At 47.1% G+C, this 15815-nt stretch carries 20 protein-coding genes; 3 read left to right on the top strand and 17 right to left on the bottom strand.

All coding sequences use genetic code 11. The annotated features are described in order from the left end of the window. Window positions 1-12: 12 nt before the first annotated feature. From SYN6312_RS14280 to acnB, 11 genes are all read right to left on the bottom strand, one after another. A complete protein-coding gene (locus SYN6312_RS14280; RefSeq protein WP_015125601.1) occupies window positions 13-915 on the bottom strand; it encodes a methylenetetrahydrofolate reductase in 903 nt (300 codons plus the stop codon). A gap of 169 nt (window positions 916-1084) precedes the next feature. Next, complete coding sequence (locus SYN6312_RS19520) at window positions 1085-1237, bottom strand: DUF433 domain-containing protein (RefSeq protein WP_256377508.1); 153 nt, start codon at window positions 1235-1237, stop codon at window positions 1085-1087. 104 nt (window positions 1238-1341) lie between these two features. Then, on the bottom strand, window positions 1342-1692 hold the full coding sequence (locus SYN6312_RS14270; RefSeq protein WP_015125599.1) for a DUF86 domain-containing protein: 351 nt from the start codon (window positions 1690-1692) through the stop codon (window positions 1342-1344). Beyond that, entirely contained in the window at window positions 1679-2014 is a 336-nt protein-coding gene (locus tag SYN6312_RS14265; RefSeq protein WP_015125598.1) for a nucleotidyltransferase family protein, read from the bottom strand. Before SYN6312_RS14265 ends, SYN6312_RS14270 begins: the two co-directional genes overlap by 14 nt. A gap of 27 nt (window positions 2015-2041) precedes the next feature. Next, complete coding sequence (locus SYN6312_RS14260; protein ID WP_041430882.1) at window positions 2042-2302, bottom strand: hypothetical protein; 261 nt, start codon at window positions 2300-2302, stop codon at window positions 2042-2044. A 5-nt stretch (window positions 2303-2307) separates the two neighbouring features. Then, complete coding sequence (locus SYN6312_RS14255; RefSeq protein WP_015125596.1) at window positions 2308-2508, bottom strand: DUF433 domain-containing protein; 201 nt, start codon at window positions 2506-2508, stop codon at window positions 2308-2310. Window positions 2509-2553: 45 nt separating this feature from the next. Next, complete coding sequence (locus tag SYN6312_RS14250; RefSeq protein ID WP_015125595.1) at window positions 2554-3072, bottom strand: hypothetical protein; 519 nt, start codon at window positions 3070-3072, stop codon at window positions 2554-2556. A gap of 49 nt (window positions 3073-3121) precedes the next feature. Continuing rightward, a complete protein-coding gene (locus tag SYN6312_RS14245) occupies window positions 3122-3412 on the bottom strand; it encodes a hypothetical protein (protein WP_015125594.1) in 291 nt (96 codons plus the stop codon). Beyond that, window positions 3412-3696 (bottom strand): hypothetical protein, encoded by a 285-nt coding sequence (locus tag SYN6312_RS14240; RefSeq protein WP_041430881.1) that lies wholly within the window; start codon window positions 3694-3696, stop codon window positions 3412-3414. The genes SYN6312_RS14245 and SYN6312_RS14240 overlap by 1 nt, the downstream gene beginning before the upstream one ends. Continuing rightward, window positions 3689-4540: an AbiJ-NTD4 domain-containing protein gene (locus SYN6312_RS14235; protein ID WP_015125592.1), complete on the bottom strand. Its 852-nt coding sequence runs from the start codon at window positions 4538-4540 to the stop codon at window positions 3689-3691. The genes SYN6312_RS14240 and SYN6312_RS14235 overlap by 8 nt, the downstream gene beginning before the upstream one ends. 111 nt (window positions 4541-4651) lie before the next feature. Further along, window positions 4652-7255, bottom strand: a complete 2604-nt coding sequence (gene acnB, locus SYN6312_RS14230) for a bifunctional aconitate hydratase 2/2-methylisocitrate dehydratase (protein WP_015125591.1) — start codon at window positions 7253-7255, stop codon at window positions 4652-4654. A 190-nt stretch (window positions 7256-7445) separates the two neighbouring features. Between acnB and SYN6312_RS14225 the strand changes: the two genes are divergently transcribed. Both SYN6312_RS14225 and SYN6312_RS14220 read left to right on the top strand, forming a co-directional pair. Continuing rightward, window positions 7446-8318, top strand: a complete 873-nt coding sequence (locus tag SYN6312_RS14225) for an S-methyl-5'-thioadenosine phosphorylase (protein ID WP_015125590.1) — start codon at window positions 7446-7448, stop codon at window positions 8316-8318. Window positions 8319-8351: 33 nt separating this feature from the next. Continuing rightward, window positions 8352-9401, top strand: a complete 1050-nt coding sequence (locus SYN6312_RS14220) for a TrkA family potassium uptake protein (protein WP_015125589.1) — start codon at window positions 8352-8354, stop codon at window positions 9399-9401. A gap of 128 nt (window positions 9402-9529) precedes the next feature. Here SYN6312_RS14220 and frr read toward each other — a convergent pair whose 3' ends face one another. The 6 genes from frr to SYN6312_RS14190 all read right to left on the bottom strand — a co-directional run bounded on the left by frr (window position 9530) and on the right by SYN6312_RS14190 (window position 14598). Next, window positions 9530-10078, bottom strand: a complete 549-nt coding sequence (gene frr / locus SYN6312_RS14215) for a ribosome recycling factor (protein ID WP_015125588.1) — start codon at window positions 10076-10078, stop codon at window positions 9530-9532. Then, window positions 10065-10793, bottom strand: coding sequence for a UMP kinase (gene pyrH, locus SYN6312_RS14210; protein ID WP_015125587.1), 729 nt, complete (start codon window positions 10791-10793; stop codon window positions 10065-10067). Before pyrH ends, frr begins: the two co-directional genes overlap by 14 nt. Window positions 10794-10889: 96 nt before the next feature. Next, on the bottom strand, window positions 10890-12095 hold the full coding sequence (locus tag SYN6312_RS14205) for a bifunctional 2-polyprenyl-6-hydroxyphenol methylase/3-demethylubiquinol 3-O-methyltransferase UbiG (protein WP_041431614.1): 1206 nt from the start codon (window positions 12093-12095) through the stop codon (window positions 10890-10892). Between the two features lie 44 nt (window positions 12096-12139). Next, window positions 12140-13054, bottom strand: coding sequence for an FHA domain-containing protein (locus tag SYN6312_RS14200; protein WP_015125585.1), 915 nt, complete (start codon window positions 13052-13054; stop codon window positions 12140-12142). 79 nt (window positions 13055-13133) lie between these two features. Next, the gene (locus SYN6312_RS19100; RefSeq protein ID WP_015125584.1) at window positions 13134-13427 is read right to left on the bottom strand and encodes a hypothetical protein; all 294 of its coding nucleotides are present in this window, start codon (window positions 13425-13427) and stop codon (window positions 13134-13136) included. Between the two features lie 160 nt (window positions 13428-13587). Next, window positions 13588-14598: a 2-hydroxyacid dehydrogenase gene (locus SYN6312_RS14190; RefSeq protein WP_015125583.1), complete on the bottom strand. Its 1011-nt coding sequence runs from the start codon at window positions 14596-14598 to the stop codon at window positions 13588-13590. A 211-nt stretch (window positions 14599-14809) separates the two neighbouring features. On the opposite strand from SYN6312_RS14190, the gene SYN6312_RS14185 reads away from it, so the two are divergent. Further along, window positions 14810-15748 carry a hypothetical protein gene (locus SYN6312_RS14185; RefSeq protein ID WP_015125582.1) on the top strand — a complete coding sequence of 313 codons (939 nt, stop codon included), beginning with the start codon at window positions 14810-14812 and terminating at the stop codon, window positions 15746-15748. Window positions 15749-15815: the final 67 nt, after the last annotated feature.

Below are 15815 nucleotides of genomic sequence, written 5' to 3'. Positions count from 1 at the left end.
CAAAATCTCGACTTAGGCTACGGGGGGAATATTGGCCAGGTCAAGAATTTGCGGAATCAGGTCTTCCCGGCGCACAGCCATTAAATGCACCCCTTGGCATAGGTGTTGGGCCTGTTGGACTTGTTCGGCGGCAATTTTGATTCCTTCTTGCAATGGCTCCGGGGCCTGGGCTAATCGCTCAATTACGTGATCGGGAATTTGTACCCCTGGAACGGCTCGGTTAATAAATTGGGCGTTTTTAGCTGACTTGAGTAGAAAAATACCTGCTAGGATGGGTTTCCCGCAACCGAGGGCAATTTGATTCATAAATTTATCGAGGCGATCAAAGTCGGTGATTAACTGGCTCTGAAAAAATTGGGCCCCGGCAGTTAGTTTGCGTTCAAAGCGTTGTTGCAGGCCAGACCAACTAGGAGACTGAGGATCAATGGCGGCTCCGGGAAAGAGTTGGGTGGGCTGATCGGGTAGGGGTTTATCGTTGCTATCTAAACCTTGATTGAGTTTGCCAATCAGTTGTAGTAAGCGTACTGACTCAAGATCAAATACAGGCCGGGCCTGGGGATGATCGCCTGCTTGAATGGGGTCTCCAGTTAAGGCCAGAATATTTTGCACCCCACAAGCCGCCGCCCCCAAGAGATCGGCCTGGAGCGCAATTCGATTCCGGTCACGACAGGCCACTTGATAGATCGGTTCCAGGCCTGCTTGCTTTAACAATATGGCGGCCACTAGGGAACTCATTCGCATGACGGCCCGGCTACCATCGGTGATATTGATGCCATGAACTCGGTGTTTGAGGCGGTGGGCATTGTCCATCATGTGCTGGGGGTCGCTGCCTTTGGGGGGGCAAACTTCGGCAGTAATTAAAAATTCTCCCCGTTGAATGGCTTGCTGTAGTCGAGATGGGGGAGTGATGGACATGGAATTCGTTGGGGCTTCAGTCACGGGATCAGCGGGTGCAACCTTGATCTTACCGCCTGTGTTGATGGGCCCATTGAATTAATCCAGACTTCTGCAAAGCTCTAATCACTATTGGCTGGGTCGAGTTCTGGGGATGACGTGATAGCGAGCGGTCTTTTGCATCAATTTTTTACCTCTTCATAAAATAGGTCGAGGCATAGGTTAGGGCCTGGTAAATATCTTCAGCTTCTAGTTCGGGAAATTCCTGATAGAGTTCATTCCGGCCTGGATAAAGGGCTAACGGTTCTAAAATCCGCCGGACTGTTAAACGCATATTACAAATACAGGCCTGGGCTTCTACATAGCTGGCACAACTAAGAGTTGATTTGTAATGCTCTGTTGGATTATAAATCTGGTAAGTGCCTTATGGGGAATTTTACACAGGTTTTAAAACTCACCGTTAACCTCAGCAAGAATAGTTTCTAGGGTATTAACCAGGCCTGGTAACGCAATCTGAACAGTATCCCAAACCACTTGAATATCCAAGTCATCATATTCATGGGTTAGACGATTTCGCATTCCAATAATTTTTCGCCATGGAATGTTGGTTAATAGGCCTTGAGTTTCAGGGGAAATCCGGCGGGCTGCTTCTCCGATGATGGTAAATTGGCGCATAACCGCAGCTTGACGCATTAAGTCTTGGGCAAATGTTTCCCAGTCGATACCGTTAACAAAGTATTGGGCTAACTTTGCAGCTTCTAACATATCTTCTAGGTAATCAGGTTCACGGGGCAACATAGATGACTTGAGATGAGTTGAGGATGGACTCGCGACGATTTACGTTTTGACTGTCTTCAATACCTCTACGACTCACTAGATCAACTTTACGGTGAAAGATTTGCTCAAAATCATCTTGCATATCAACCCAATCAAACAGAGTCCAATGAGCATCTTCAGTGAAAGAAATAAGGAGATCAACATCACTCTGATCTGGATTAAAGTCATCTCTTAAAGCAGAGCCGAAAATTGCAAGTTCTTTGATTTTCCAACGCTGGCATAATCCGGGAATTTGATTGAGATCAACTAAAGTTTGTATTCTCTGACTTTTAGTTGTGAACATAACCATATATCCTTTGGAAATTACCCATTACAAATCAGATACTAAAACTTTGCCTTCAACAGGTTCATATTCATCTTCCAATAGCCAGGCCTGGGCTTCTTCATAGCTGGCACAACTAAAAACTAATTTATAATGTTCTGCCGGATCATAAATGTGATATGACCCTGATGGGGAACTTAACAACAGCAATAAGTAGGGCGGTGTCAGCATGGCATCCATCCAAACCTCAGCAAAAGCCCATTCATTATTGGCTGGGTCGAGACCCGGGGATGAGGTGATAGTTGTCATTTGTATCAATTTTTACCTCTCAATACATAGACTAAGGCCTGGTGAATATCTTCATATTCTAGTTCGGGAAATTCCTGATAAAGCTCTTGTCGATTTGGATAAAGGGCTAATAGTTCCAAAACTCTACGCACGGTTAAACGCATATTACGGATACAGGCCTGGCCATTCATACGGTTGGGATTACTGGTGATTCGATCTAATTTCATAAACTACGCTCCCAGGAGTATCTACAAAAATATTTCACTATTAATTTAGAAGGCTTTAGGTTGAAACTTAGCATCATTCAAAATAACCATGCTTTGCCCAGACTGAGCTAAAACAAACAATCCTTTACGATAGGCATAACGAGCAACATCATCAGGAACAACCATTGCTGCGACAGCACCCAACGCCCGAACATCTGCATAACGAGGCATTAACTGCTTAAATTTAGCCAAGCGTTCTAAGTGCTCATCAACATCGACTTGAGATAGCTTACTCTTAACTTCAATCAGTACGGCTTCAGTTGTGTTAACGGCTAAGATGTCAATCTCAATGCTACCTTCTGGTTTCTTAATCGAAAGATTAGTTGCCAGTTCATGAACCTCAATCCCACGCTCTTGAAACAGTTTTATTGCCACAGGCCGGACTTGACATTCGACAAACTCACCAAGCCGATTACCCAACTTTCCAATTTGGCGGTTGACTTCCTGGATTTGCCGTTCTGTTACTTTCTGAGCTTCGATCAGTTGACCCAAAAGTTCCCAAACTTGATCTGATGTGGTTGCCATAACGATTGCCTCAAATTATATCTATGATTTTAGGATTATCTAACTTAATCTATTCAAGAACAATTTTGACCACCTCTTTAGCTGAAACCCAGATAACAGCCACCGCTCCAATCACAAGAGTTACAATATCCGCTCCAAGAATTTCCTGGAAATCTCTGAGAGTAAAGGCTTTATAAAGGAGATGGGTGCTTGAAACAATGCCTAAGGTTGAAAGTGCAAGTGAAATTAATTGGGCTAATTCTAAATTTACTGATTTCTGCTGTCTTTTCCTAAGAATCAAAACCGTAAGAATAACTACTATGGTAAACACAGTCCATAAAATCAGTAGGCCTTGGGACATTATGTTTCCTTAGATATATCAGGTTTATGATTTTTATAAAAAATTCCAAATACTACGCCAGACAACGCTCCAACTATAGCCCCAGGAACTTGAGCAATAAGCCCACCAGCAAAACCACCTCCAGCAGCAAATGCGATGATTCGATCACATCTTTCAAAGACGAGACTCAACTTATCAGGAAAGACAGATGTTGGCAATGAATCAGATTGCTCGGACTTTAGATTTGTATCATTTGAACTGCTCATAAAACCTCTAAGCAACGTATTGAAAATCGACTTACTCATTCATGAATTCATTTTTTTGAGTTAAATAGTTTACAAATGATGAGCAAATTACCAACATCAGTTTGGCTTCTGCATACTCTGGGACATCTCTATCTTTAATGGAATGGCGAACTCCACTCTCGTCACTAGTATATGCATAGATAGCTCCCAGACCTTTAATTAACGCCGGATGTATTTCTAACTTCGCTTGAATTGGTTTTAAGCCATCGCTCAAAATCATATTGTCGTCTTTGCAAACAATTCTGACTAGGGACTCTACTGCTGAAATTGATTCCTTTATAGAGTTTCTATAGTCAGGTCTCTTTTTGTCTGACAGAAGTTGTAATGCAGTTTGAAGATGGGTTTTAACTGATGAAAAAGGAGTGGACAAGGCATCATCTATTTCATTAATTTCCTCATTGCAAGTTATCTCGACTACTTCATTCCCAATAAATCGATAAGCCGAGTTTTCTCTTTCTAGTGCCTTATTTGTTTCTTTAATAAAATCTTCATTAAAATCAGGATGTGAATTCTTAACAATAAATTCTAGAAGATCATATAGATCACCATAATTACAATTAAAAAAATAGCTTCTCAAGTAATGATAAAAAGAATTATTACTGTGCTTATCAAGTGCAGGCATCTCGTCAAGAGGCTCTTTGAAATGAGATGTCCATAGTTGAAGAAAAAGAATAGTCAAATGATTTTTTTGTTGGTTAGATAAGAGTTGTCTGTAATTCACCAAATCTAAATAATAGTGAGTTATTAACAAAGTCCAAAGAGAATTACGAAGTTCTTTGTCTACGCTTTTTATTTGAATCGTTTTTTTGTATTCTTTTAATCCATTGCGATGTGAGAAAAGCATAATTTGCCAATAAAATAGCTACACAAAAATTACTAACTGAAATTTGTATTTCGCAATCAAAGTCTAGAGAATAACAGGGAACCCATTGCTTTTTACTACAATTCAAAGTCACTAAACTGAAGCCAATAACTTAGACTCCTCCTCAGCCGAAATCAATCGCCCTTCATCCTCAAAACCAGCCACCTGATCAAAGTATAAATAGCGATAGAGGTCAGCGGCTAAGGGATCAATTTTCTTGGTGACGATGTTTAGATACTCCTCCACCGTTGGAATCCGCCCCAACAACGCACAAACCGCCGCCAACTCTGCCGAACCGAGATAAACCTGTGCGCCTTTGCCCATGCGATTGTTAAAGTTCCGGGTTGACGTGGAAAAGACTGTGACTCCATCTGCCACCCTGGCCTGATTTCCCATACAGAGCGAACATCCCGGCATTTCTAACCGCGCCCCCGCTGCTGCAAACGTGGCATAGTAGCCTTCTTCCTTCAGTTGTTGTTCATCCATCCGAGTCGGGGGAGCAATCCACAGCCGCACCTTACACGCACCCTCGCCTTCCAACACTTTCGCCGCTGCCCGATAGTGACCAATATTTGTCATGCAGGAGCCAATAAACACCTCATGGATTGGATCACCCGCACATTCCGACATCAACTTGATATTGTCGGGGTCGTTGGGAGCCGCCACGATGGGTTCTTTAATTTGGTCTAAATCCACCTCAATCACATCGGCATAAACGGCATCGGGATCCGCAGAAAGTAAAACTGGATTCGCCAGCCACTCTTCCATTTTCTTCACCCGTCGCAGAATCGTTCGGGCATCGCCATAACCTCGGGCCACCATGTTTTTCAACAGGGCCACATTGGAGCGTAAATAGGTGGCAACGGTTTCTTCACTGAGTTTGATGGTGCATCCGGCGGCTGACCGTTCCGCTGTGGCATCCGTCAACTCAAAGGCCTGTTCCAACTGCAAATCGGGGAGGCCTTCCATTTCAATGATTTTGCCGGAATAGACATTGATTTTGTTTTCCTTGGCCACTGTTAACTTGCCCTGCTGCATCGCCACATAGGGAATCGCATTGACAATATCCCGCAATGTCACGCCTGGTTGTAACTGTCCCTTAAACCGCACCAAGACCGACTCCGGCATATCCAAGGGCATGACTCCCAAGGCTGCTGCAAAAGCCACCAACCCCGAACCCGCTGGAAAGGAAATCCCCAAAGGAAACCGCGTATGAGAATCGCCACCCGTCCCGACCGTATCCGGCAACAACATCCGATTCAGCCAGGAGTGAATAATCCCATCCCCAGGCCGGAGCGAGACACCCCCACGGGAATTAATAAAATCCGGTAAATCTTTATGGGTGGTAATATCCACAGGCTTCGGATAGGCGGCAGTATGGCAAAAACTCTGCATCACCAAATCAGCCCCAAACCCCAAACAGGCCAACTCTTTCAGTTCATCCCGCGTCATCGGCCCGGTTGTATCTTGAGAGCCAACAGTCGTCATCACGGGTTCGCAATAGGTTCCGGGTAATACTCCTGGCAATCCACAGGCCTGTCCGACCATTTTTTGCGCCAAGGTAAACCCGTGAGTCACGGTTGCCGGAATCCCAGGCCGGGTAAAGACAGGACTTGGCTCTAACCCCATGGCAGCCCGGACTTTATCGGTGAGAGTGCGCCCAATCAACAACGGAATCCGCCCCCCGGCCCGGACTTCATCGAGAATGGTGTCAGGTTTGAGTTGGAACGTGGAAATCACCTCGCCCGCCGCATTTTTGATCTCACCTTGGTACGGATAAATCGTGATTGCATCGCCGGTGTTCATCTGGGTGACATCGCACTCAATCGGCAAGGCCCCGGAATCTTCCATGGTGTTAAAGAAAATCGGGGCAATTTTTCCGCCTAAGCAGTAGCCGCCGGTGCGTTTATTGGGGACAAAGGGAATATCATCCCCCGTATGCCAGAGAACAGAGTTAGTCGCTGATTTGCGGGAAGAGCCAGTTCCGACCACATCACCCACATAGGCCACCGGATGCCCCAATTTTTTCAGTTCCGCAATGGTGTCTAAACTTCCCGATTGGCGGCTTTCCAACATCACTGTGGCGTGGAGGGGAATATCCGGGCGAGTTGTGGCTAGAGGGGCGGGAGAGAGATCATCCGTATTGGTTTCGCCGGGGACTTTGAAGACGGTGACGGTTATGGCTTCCGGGAGTTGGGGCCGACTGGTAAACCATGTGGCATCTGCCCAGGCCTGGAGTAGTTCTTGAGCAAAATGATTCCCACTGGCGGCTAATTCTTGGACATCATGGAGGGCATCATAGACTAGCAAGGTTTTACTCAGAGCCGTCATGGCGGTGGTGGCCAATTCAACATCTTCGGACTTAAGTAATTCCACCAACGAATGAACGTTATAGCCGCCCAGCATGGTTCCCAGGAGTTCAACGGCATATTTGGGACTAATCAACGGGCTAGAAAATTCACCTTTAGCAATCCCGGTTAAAAATCCGGCTTTGACATAGGCGGCCTGATCCACACCGGGAGGAACTCGATCCCGAATTAAATGCAACAGGTAATCAGCGTCATCGGCTGGGGGAGATTTGAGGAGTTCACAGGCCTGGGAGGTTTGTTCAGCGGTCAGGGGCAACGGGGGAATACCTAACTCAGCCCGTTCTGCTGTATGTTGCCGATAAACTGCCAAAACATCGAAATTTTCCACAACCAACCTCTCTCAAGGACGCGATAATCTTCAACCACCTAGTCAAACCAGGCCCTACTTTCCAGAGTACGACATCTCTCTGAGGGGCAAACTGTAGCCTAGGTTGCAATCGGCCTGGTCAAAGAAGCGGGAAAGGAAAGCCGTATAATTTGCGGTAGTTCAGCGTCAGACATTATCAAGGAAACTCATCATGGCACATGTATCCATTGGGATTATTGGTGGCAGTGGCTTATACAAAATGGCAGCCCTCCAAAATGTGGAAGAAGTGACGATTGATACTCCCTTTGGCCCCACCTCTGATGCCTTGATTGTCGGGACTCTCAATGATGCCAAAGTTGCCTTTTTAGCTCGTCATGGCCGCAATCACCATTTACTCCCTACAGAAGTTCCCTATCGGGCCAATATCTATGCCCTGAAAACCCTGGGGGTGAAGTACATCATCTCGGCTTCGGCGGTGGGTTCTCTCCAAGAAGAAGTTAAACCTCTGGATATGGTCTTACCAGAGCAGTTTATTGACCGCACCCGCAGCCGAGTTTCTACCTTTTTCGGCGATGGAATTGTGGCCCATATTGGCTTTGCAGATCCTATTTGTCCAGCCTTAGCCCAGGTGTTAGGAGATGCCATTGCCGAGTTGAATTTGCCTGAAGTGACGTTGCATCGAGGCGGTACCTATGTCTGTATGGAAGGGCCAGCATTCTCAACTCTGGCGGAATCAAAACTCTATCGGAGTTGGGGCGGAACTGTCATTGGAATGACCAACTTACCCGAAGCAAAACTAGCTCGAGAAGCAGAAATTGCCTACGCAACCTTAGCTCTAGCCACGGATTATGACTGTTGGCATCCGGAACATGACAGTGTCACCGTAGAAATGATTATTGGCAATCTGCATCGGAATGCCGCGAATGCCCAAAGCGTGATCCAGGCCACGGTGGCTAAATTAACCGCTCATCCCCCAGAGTCTAAAGCTCACAAAGCCCTGCGCCATGCCATTCTCACCCCGTTGGATAAAGTTCCGGCGGCCACCAAGGAGAAATTGGGTATTCTTCTCAAGCCCTATCTTTAAGTCAGTTTAATTCTCTAAAATTCATCTACCCTGATGTTTCGTCCTCGCTGGCAATTTCTGTTAGTCGCAATCGTGGGCTTGGGCCTGGTTGGCCTGGTGGGATTATTGCTGTGGACAGAGGGGGCAACTTCACAAGACCAGGCCTGGGAACTCCTAGAAAATGTCATTATCACGCTTCTAGGAGAATATCCAGACCGACCGAAGACCCTAACTGGGCAAGTTTTGCAGTTGCTCTTATTTATCTTTGGGACGTTTGTTTTTGGGGCAGTGATTGGTCGGGTTTCATCGTTTTTTGTGATGCGCTCGTTGCAGAGGAAAACAATAATGAAGCAATTTCAGGATCATATTATTATCTGTAATTGGAATCTCAAGGCGGTGGCCATTCTGCAGCAACTGATTGAAGCTAATAAACAACATCAGCGGGAGATTGTGATTATTTCCACGGCAGATGTGAAACTCCCCGAAGATCTACAAACTCGCTCAGATATTTACCTAATCCAGGCCGACCCGACTCATCACGCCACCTTAGCTAAATATGGGGCTACCCAGGCCAAGTCGGTGATTCTCTTAGCGGATGAAGACAGTGAAAGCCCCGATGCAAAAAATGCCTTGATTGCCCTGGCGATTAAACATTTAGAAGAAGCCCCAGGCCTGGAGCAACATATCCATGTAGTTGCCGAGTTAGTCAATTTAGATCGACAGCGACATCTCAAAGAAGCAGGGGTTGATGAAATTATCTCGGCTCGGGAATACAGTTCGGGAATTATTGCCCAAAGTGCCTTATTTAAGAATATGTCTGTGGTTTATCAACAGTTATTAACCTATTCCGAGGACACAAACGAGTTTTATTTTATTGATCCGGATCGCTATCCATCCCAACTGATCGGCAAAACCTTTGAAGAACTCAGTCAATGGATTAATCAATACAGCCGCAAACATCCTGAAAACCCAGTCTTGCTGTTAGGCGTTAAGCGGGGTAATGGGGAAATCTTACTTAATCCCCGACATAGTTCCTTTCAGCATTTAGAAGCCCAAGATTCCCTAATTGTCATGGCCTTTAAAAATGTGACTCGGCTCTCATAGAAACTTATTTTTCCTCAGAGCGTTGTCTATTCTGTTTCGGTTTGCTATCACCCAGAAATACCGAGTCAGAGAATTGATCCGCCTAACCTGTGGCAATATAGGGATTTTGCAGTGCAGTAATTGGGATTTTAGACGGTCATAATATCTTTTTCTTTTTCGGACAAGTGACTCTCAATTTTAGCAATGTATTTATCGGTTAATTTCTGGATTTGGTCTTGACTATCTTTTACCTGATCTTCCGAAAGTTCACCATTTTTCCCTTGTTTTTTGACGGCATCCACGGCATCCCGGCGAATATTGCGAATGGCTACTTTCCCTTCTTCAGCTAGTTTAGCCACCGTTTTGACCAATTCTTTACGGCGGTCGGTGGTTAGAGGGGGAATATTTAACCGCACGGCTGTCCCGTCATTATTAGGATTTAAGCCGAGGTCTGACATCTGAATCGCTTTTTCAATCTGAGTTAAGCTGGAGCGGTCATAGGGCTGGATGGTAATGGTGGTAGCATCGGGAGTGCTGATGTTGGCAAGGGAGCGCAAGGGAGTTTCGATGCCGTAATAGTCCACGGTAATCCGATCCAATAAAGAAGCACTGGCCCGCCCAGTTCGGATTGAGTTAAACATCCGTTGAGTCGCTTCCACGGACTTTTGCATATGATCTTCAATCTCAGCTAACTTCACAGGTTCCTCCCACAAGCGTGCCAATTGCCTCACCCATCAAGGCGCGGTAGATGTTCCCAGGCTCACTTAAGCTAAACACCACGATGGGAATATCATTATCTTTGCATAATGCAATGGCCGTACTATCCATGACCCCTAAATTATTGGCAAGGGCGTGGCTATAGGTCAGGGTTTGAAATCGCTTGGCCTGGGGGTTCTTGCGAGGATCCGAATCATACACACCATCAACTTTGGTGGCCTTAAAGATGACTTCGGCATCAATTTCCGCTGCTCGTAAAGCTGCTGTAGTGTCTGTGGTAAAAAAGGGATTCCCCGAACCAGCCCCAAAGATGACAACCCGAGATTTTTCTAAATGCCGAATGGCCCGCCGCCGGATATAGGGTTCGGCCACTTCTTGCATGGCAATGGCGGTTTGGACACGAGTGGGGATATCCATCCGTTCCAGGGCATCCTGTAAAGTCATTGCATTCATGACGGTGGCAATCATTCCAATGTAGTCTGCCGTAGCCCGATCCATCCCCGCCGCTGCCCCTTTCATACCCCGAAAAATGTTGCCCCCACCCACGACAATCGCCGTTTGCACCCCGGCCTGAACGACTTGGGCAATTTCACTGGCAAAGGCCTGGACAATGGTGGGATCAATCCCATAGGCAAGGTCTCCCATGAGGGCTTCCCCACTTAGTTTGAGTAATACCCGCTGATATTTGCGTGTCATACAATCCCAGGCCAATGGCAATGTTTACAACCGTGAGGATGATTGAGGTGAATTTAGGTTAGCCCCAACAACCCCAAACTAAGATAGCAGGTTGCATTATTCCTTAGTTGATCCAGCATGGGGTGTGAGAAGAATCAGTTGTCGTTGCCAGAGGGAATAGACTTCGGCCAGAGTCAGGCTGCTGGCGGGAAGGAGTGCTTGAACAGATTGGGTTTGGTTTTCTTGACAGGCCTGGAGAAATGTCATTTCTGGATCTGTCAGGTGAATCAGTTCATAAAAACCATTAAATAAACAATTACCAGGCCAACCATCTAAACAGGGATGTAGGCTAGGAGTCGCCCCTAAAAGCTCACGGGGGTCTGTCCAGGTATAGTTGGGCAACGGGGGGCGGCCGAGGAAAAATTCATAATGGGTCATGCTGCTGGGGTCTAATAATTCAATCAGGCGATATTTTTCTTTTGGAGAGAGATGGGCGGCCCGTGCAAGTAATTCCGGATTGTCACCCAAGACCCGCTCCAGTCGCCAAATCGCCGGATTAGAAAAACCCAGAAACTCCAGATCCGTAGTCTCCAGCCAGGCAAACAAAGAGGGAATGGTATAGTCAATTTCCTGGGGATGGACATACATATCGGCAAAGCATTCATCGCGGACATTTTCCATCGCCCAGCGTTCCGTTTCCCGTTGTTTGAGGCGGTTTTGATCGGGCAGTGCAGCAAAAATTTGGCGGCCCAGTTGCACCCCATCGGTATAGTCACCCCGTTGATCCCCTTGGAGAATCTGAATCGCTTCCTGCATGAGCTTAATTTCCCAGCGGCCCAATTCGCCATAGACAAAGATATGAAAAATACCCCCCGGCCCCAATTGTTTCGCCAAGTTAGCCAGGCCCCGATCCGGATCCCGTAAATGATGTAAAACCCCCACGCAATTAATTAAATCAAACGGGCCAGGCAGATCGAGGGCATTATCTAGCAAGCTGGCCTGGTGAAAGGTAACGTTCTTAGCTCCCAGGCGATAAATCCGTTCCTGGGCAATGGTGAGCGCGCCTTGGCTTAAGTCAACGGCCGTAATCTGGGCTTTGGGGTTGAGATAGGCCAGATATTCAGTGCCAACCCCCGTGCCACAGCCCGCATCAAGAATTTTTACAGCCTGAGTTGTAGGGGCGCGTCCGGTGCAAAAACTATAGGCAGCGGGCCAACTCCAGCGCCAGTTATAACCGGGAGGCGGTTGATCCGAAAGTGGCTCCGGCGGAAAGGGATAGGTATCGTAGAGCTTTTGAACCGCAGCAGTAACTGGATCAGCCATGATGGGAAACATTAACCTACAGGGGTGACATTGAACCAAGTGGGCTAGGAGGGGTGTTGCACATTGCCGGGGCTGACTACAAATTCCCCTAACCACTGCGAAGGGGTATCGTCAGCAATGACCGCCATTTGTAAATCTAAAAGGGTTGTGGCTAATTTTTCCCGCCGCACCGGCCCCCAGGCCAAGACTCGTAAAATTTGCTTCATCATTTGCTCAATCTCGGCACTATAGACCGTGAAATTATCCTCAGGTAAGGCTGGTAAACACCCTAAGACTCGTTGTTGACGGGCCCAGTTCCTTTTCTCTGCGGAAACAATACGGTCATGGCTATCAATCAAAATAATTCTGAGTTGGGGGGATTGTTGATAGCACCAGCGTAAAAGATGGCTGACATCGGGAAGTTCAGCCCGCGTATCCAACATGACAATGCCCGGATGGGACTGCACCATCACCATAAAATCCTGAAGGACTTGGCGGACATTGATTTTACCGGACTCAACAATGACATTAATATCCTGAGATACCAGTAAATCGCGCCAGAGATGACTTTGGTTAGTGTACTCCTGAATAATCAAAACCACGGGCCGAATTTTGGCGGCATCCGGTAAGGTATCAATTGGGCTATCGGCTTGGGGCGGAATGGTGGTTTGGGCCTGAGCTGCCCGAAATTCGACAAAGGTTTTACCCAAGGCAATGCGGTCACCTGTTTTCAGGAGTGTTGGGACTGTGATTTTGCTGTTATTGAGAGTGCAGCCATTACGACTACCGAGATCGATGAGATAATAATCACCATTTTCGAGTCTTTGGACTAAAGCATGGCGGCGAGAGACCCACCGATCAGACAAAACGACTTGACAGTCTTTACCCCGCCCCAAAGTCCAGGCCGTGCCTTGATCAAGGGGAGCAACATAATGACCGCCATTGGTATAAACGACTAATTGGGGAAAGTTTCTAGGCACAATGGGTCAACAACCAACTATTCAAGGGGGGCAAGTCATCAACATCAATCAGGAACCGGAGCAGCAGATCCGCCACCCCTTATTTTTGAAAGTCAACACAATAAATAGCCGATTCTGTCGCGGCCTGGTGGGGATGAAGCGCACACTTCAAACGGTAGTCAGCGCAGAAAAACCGGCATTGACTACAGGGAATTTGGTGCATTCGCTTAGCGACAAGCATCCCCTCTTGCCAAAATTGCCAAGCATTCCAGGCCAGGAGTCCTAAAAATGACCAAGCAACTAGAAAACATAGGGGAGTCAAGAGCGGCTGCACCCAGGCTAACCAAAACCATACCTCAGACATGATCACCGCAAACCCAGGATTCATAGACATTTAACTAATATCCAGGATGACTTCATCTAGCCAAAACAATAAGGATTAATTAACTATCCTATCAATTTAGATCAAGTAACCACTCAATGTTAAGGAATTGCAGTAATCCCCCCCACCCGGATAGGGTTTGTCCGCAGGCCAAGGGAATGAACGCTTTCGATTATGAGATTGTCACCAGGTTGGCACAGGCCCGCCCCTGTTCAATATCACTAATATTCTGGAGTGTAGTTTCGGCAATACTGACCATCGCATTACGGGTGAAAAAGGCCTGGTGCCCCGTGATCAACACATTGGGAAAGGTCAATAACCGTTGGAAGACATCATCATGAATCACCTCGTTGGAAAAATCCTCAAAAAAGAGTTCTTCCTCGCCCTCATAGACATCCAGGCCCAGGTAGCCAATTTTGCCAGATTTTAAGCCCCCAATCATGGCTGCGGCATCAATCAAAGCTCCCCGGCTGGTATTGACAATCATCACTCCCGGTTTCATATATTCAATGGCTTTTGCATCAATCAGATGATGGGTTTCTGGGGTTAAGGGACAGTGGAGAGCAATAATATCGGCCTGGGCTGCAAGCGAGAGAATATCCACATAGCGCCCGCCGATGGTTTCGAGTTCCGGGTTGGGATAGAGGTCATAGGCCAGAATATTACACCCAAAACCCTGTCCTAAAATTTGGGCTACGATTAAGCCAATTTTTCCCGTCCCAACAATCCCAACGGTTGTGCCATGTAGATCAAATCCCATTAGGCCATTGAGGGCAAAATTTCCCTCTCGGACTCGGTTAAAGGCCCGATGGATGTGACGATTCAAGGCAAGAATTAAGCCCACAGTATGCTCAGCCACCGCATAGGGGGAATAAGCTGGGACTCGCACCACCGTCATGCCCAATTCGGCCGCCGCCGCTAAATCCACATGATTAAATCCAGCACTGCGTAAGGCAATCAGAGTGGTTCCCCCCTGTTTTAATCGTTCGAGGGCCTGGCGATTCAGATAATCATTCACAAAAATACAGACACAGGGAAATCCGGCAGCGAGGGCCGTTGTTCCAGGCCGGAGGTTGCTCTCAAAAAACTCTAGTTCGTGGGCTTCGGCTGGGGGTAGGGTTTGGTTGGCCGCCGTTAAAAATTTCTCGTCATAGGGTTTGGTATTAAAGACAGCAACACGCATCAGCTTACTCCGGCAAAAACATCAGCTAAGTCTCTGCCATCCTAAACAAAATTACCAAGCATAGCGTTACACAGGCTGGTTTAAGCAAGGAGAAATCGCCAAGCTATTGAGCAGCAGTTTTTTTCTGATGGGATCATGTCTAACCCTCAATCGGTAAGGCCATATCTGAAATATCGAGGAATACGGAACCGAATTAGAGAACCCTTCAGAGATGTCGGCCTGGGACTGTAGGATTAAAGAGGTTTTAACTTCTATTTGCTCAGTGTATTTCTATACGGCGTATCACCTGAATATTGCTTCGGAGTTGGCCTTACCCGAATTATTACCAACCCAGGCCCCACCCGATATCACAATCAAATATGCCCCAGTCCAACACCCGATTCAGGATCTAGCCGCCCGTCCGCGCACGTATTCTGCCCCAGATAGCCCAGATCTGTTTCACTTTTATCCAACTGTGGGGTTGTTCCAGATTCACCAGACCCGAGAAATTTGGCTTGACCCCCTACCAGAAGCTCAGGAAGACCTCATTCGGGCGTTTTTGTTGGGGCCAGTATTCGGGGCACTGCTCTATGTGCGAGGGCATCTAGTTCTCCATGCGAGTTGTGTGGTCATGGGGTCTGGGGCAGTTGCGTTTATGGGAGCTAGCGGGCAAGGTAAATCCACTCTCACGTCTTTCCTTCATCAGCGGGGCTATCCATTGGTTGCTGATGATAAGGTGTTAGTCCAACCTAGTCCAGCCGGGCCACCCGTGGTTATTCCGGGATATCCCCATATTCGCCTCTGGCCAGATACGGTGTCCGCATTAGGATTCAGCCTAAACAGCCTACCCAATTTATTTACTGGCATCACGAAAAAGATACACCGCTTAGAAGCGGGATTTTTTCAGGAAGCTGTTCCTCTCACGGCCCTTTATGTTCTCACCGCAGCTGATACTGTTTCCATAGAACCGCTGTTGGGGCAACATGCTTTTTTTGAGTTAACCTGTCATCGTTATATTGCCCCAGCGATTCCGGTCTTGGGTGAAAACTCCGCCCAGTTCCGACTCATTGGGCAGGTCTTAAAGCAGATTCCCCTCTATCGCTTGAATCGCCCCAGGCAGTTTGCATATATGGAGGCCGTGATCCAAGGCCTGGAGTCTCGCCATTGTTAACGTTGTTGCCGTAATTTTGGAGACTCATTGCGCCTCTGGTCATTTCCAAGCAATTTTAGGTAAGTTG

This window comes from Synechococcus sp. PCC 6312, from assembly GCF_000316685.1.
Classification (GTDB): domain Bacteria; phylum Cyanobacteriota; class Cyanobacteriia; order Thermosynechococcales; family Thermosynechococcaceae; genus Pseudocalidococcus.
This window is presented reverse-complemented; position numbering and strand designations above follow the sequence as displayed.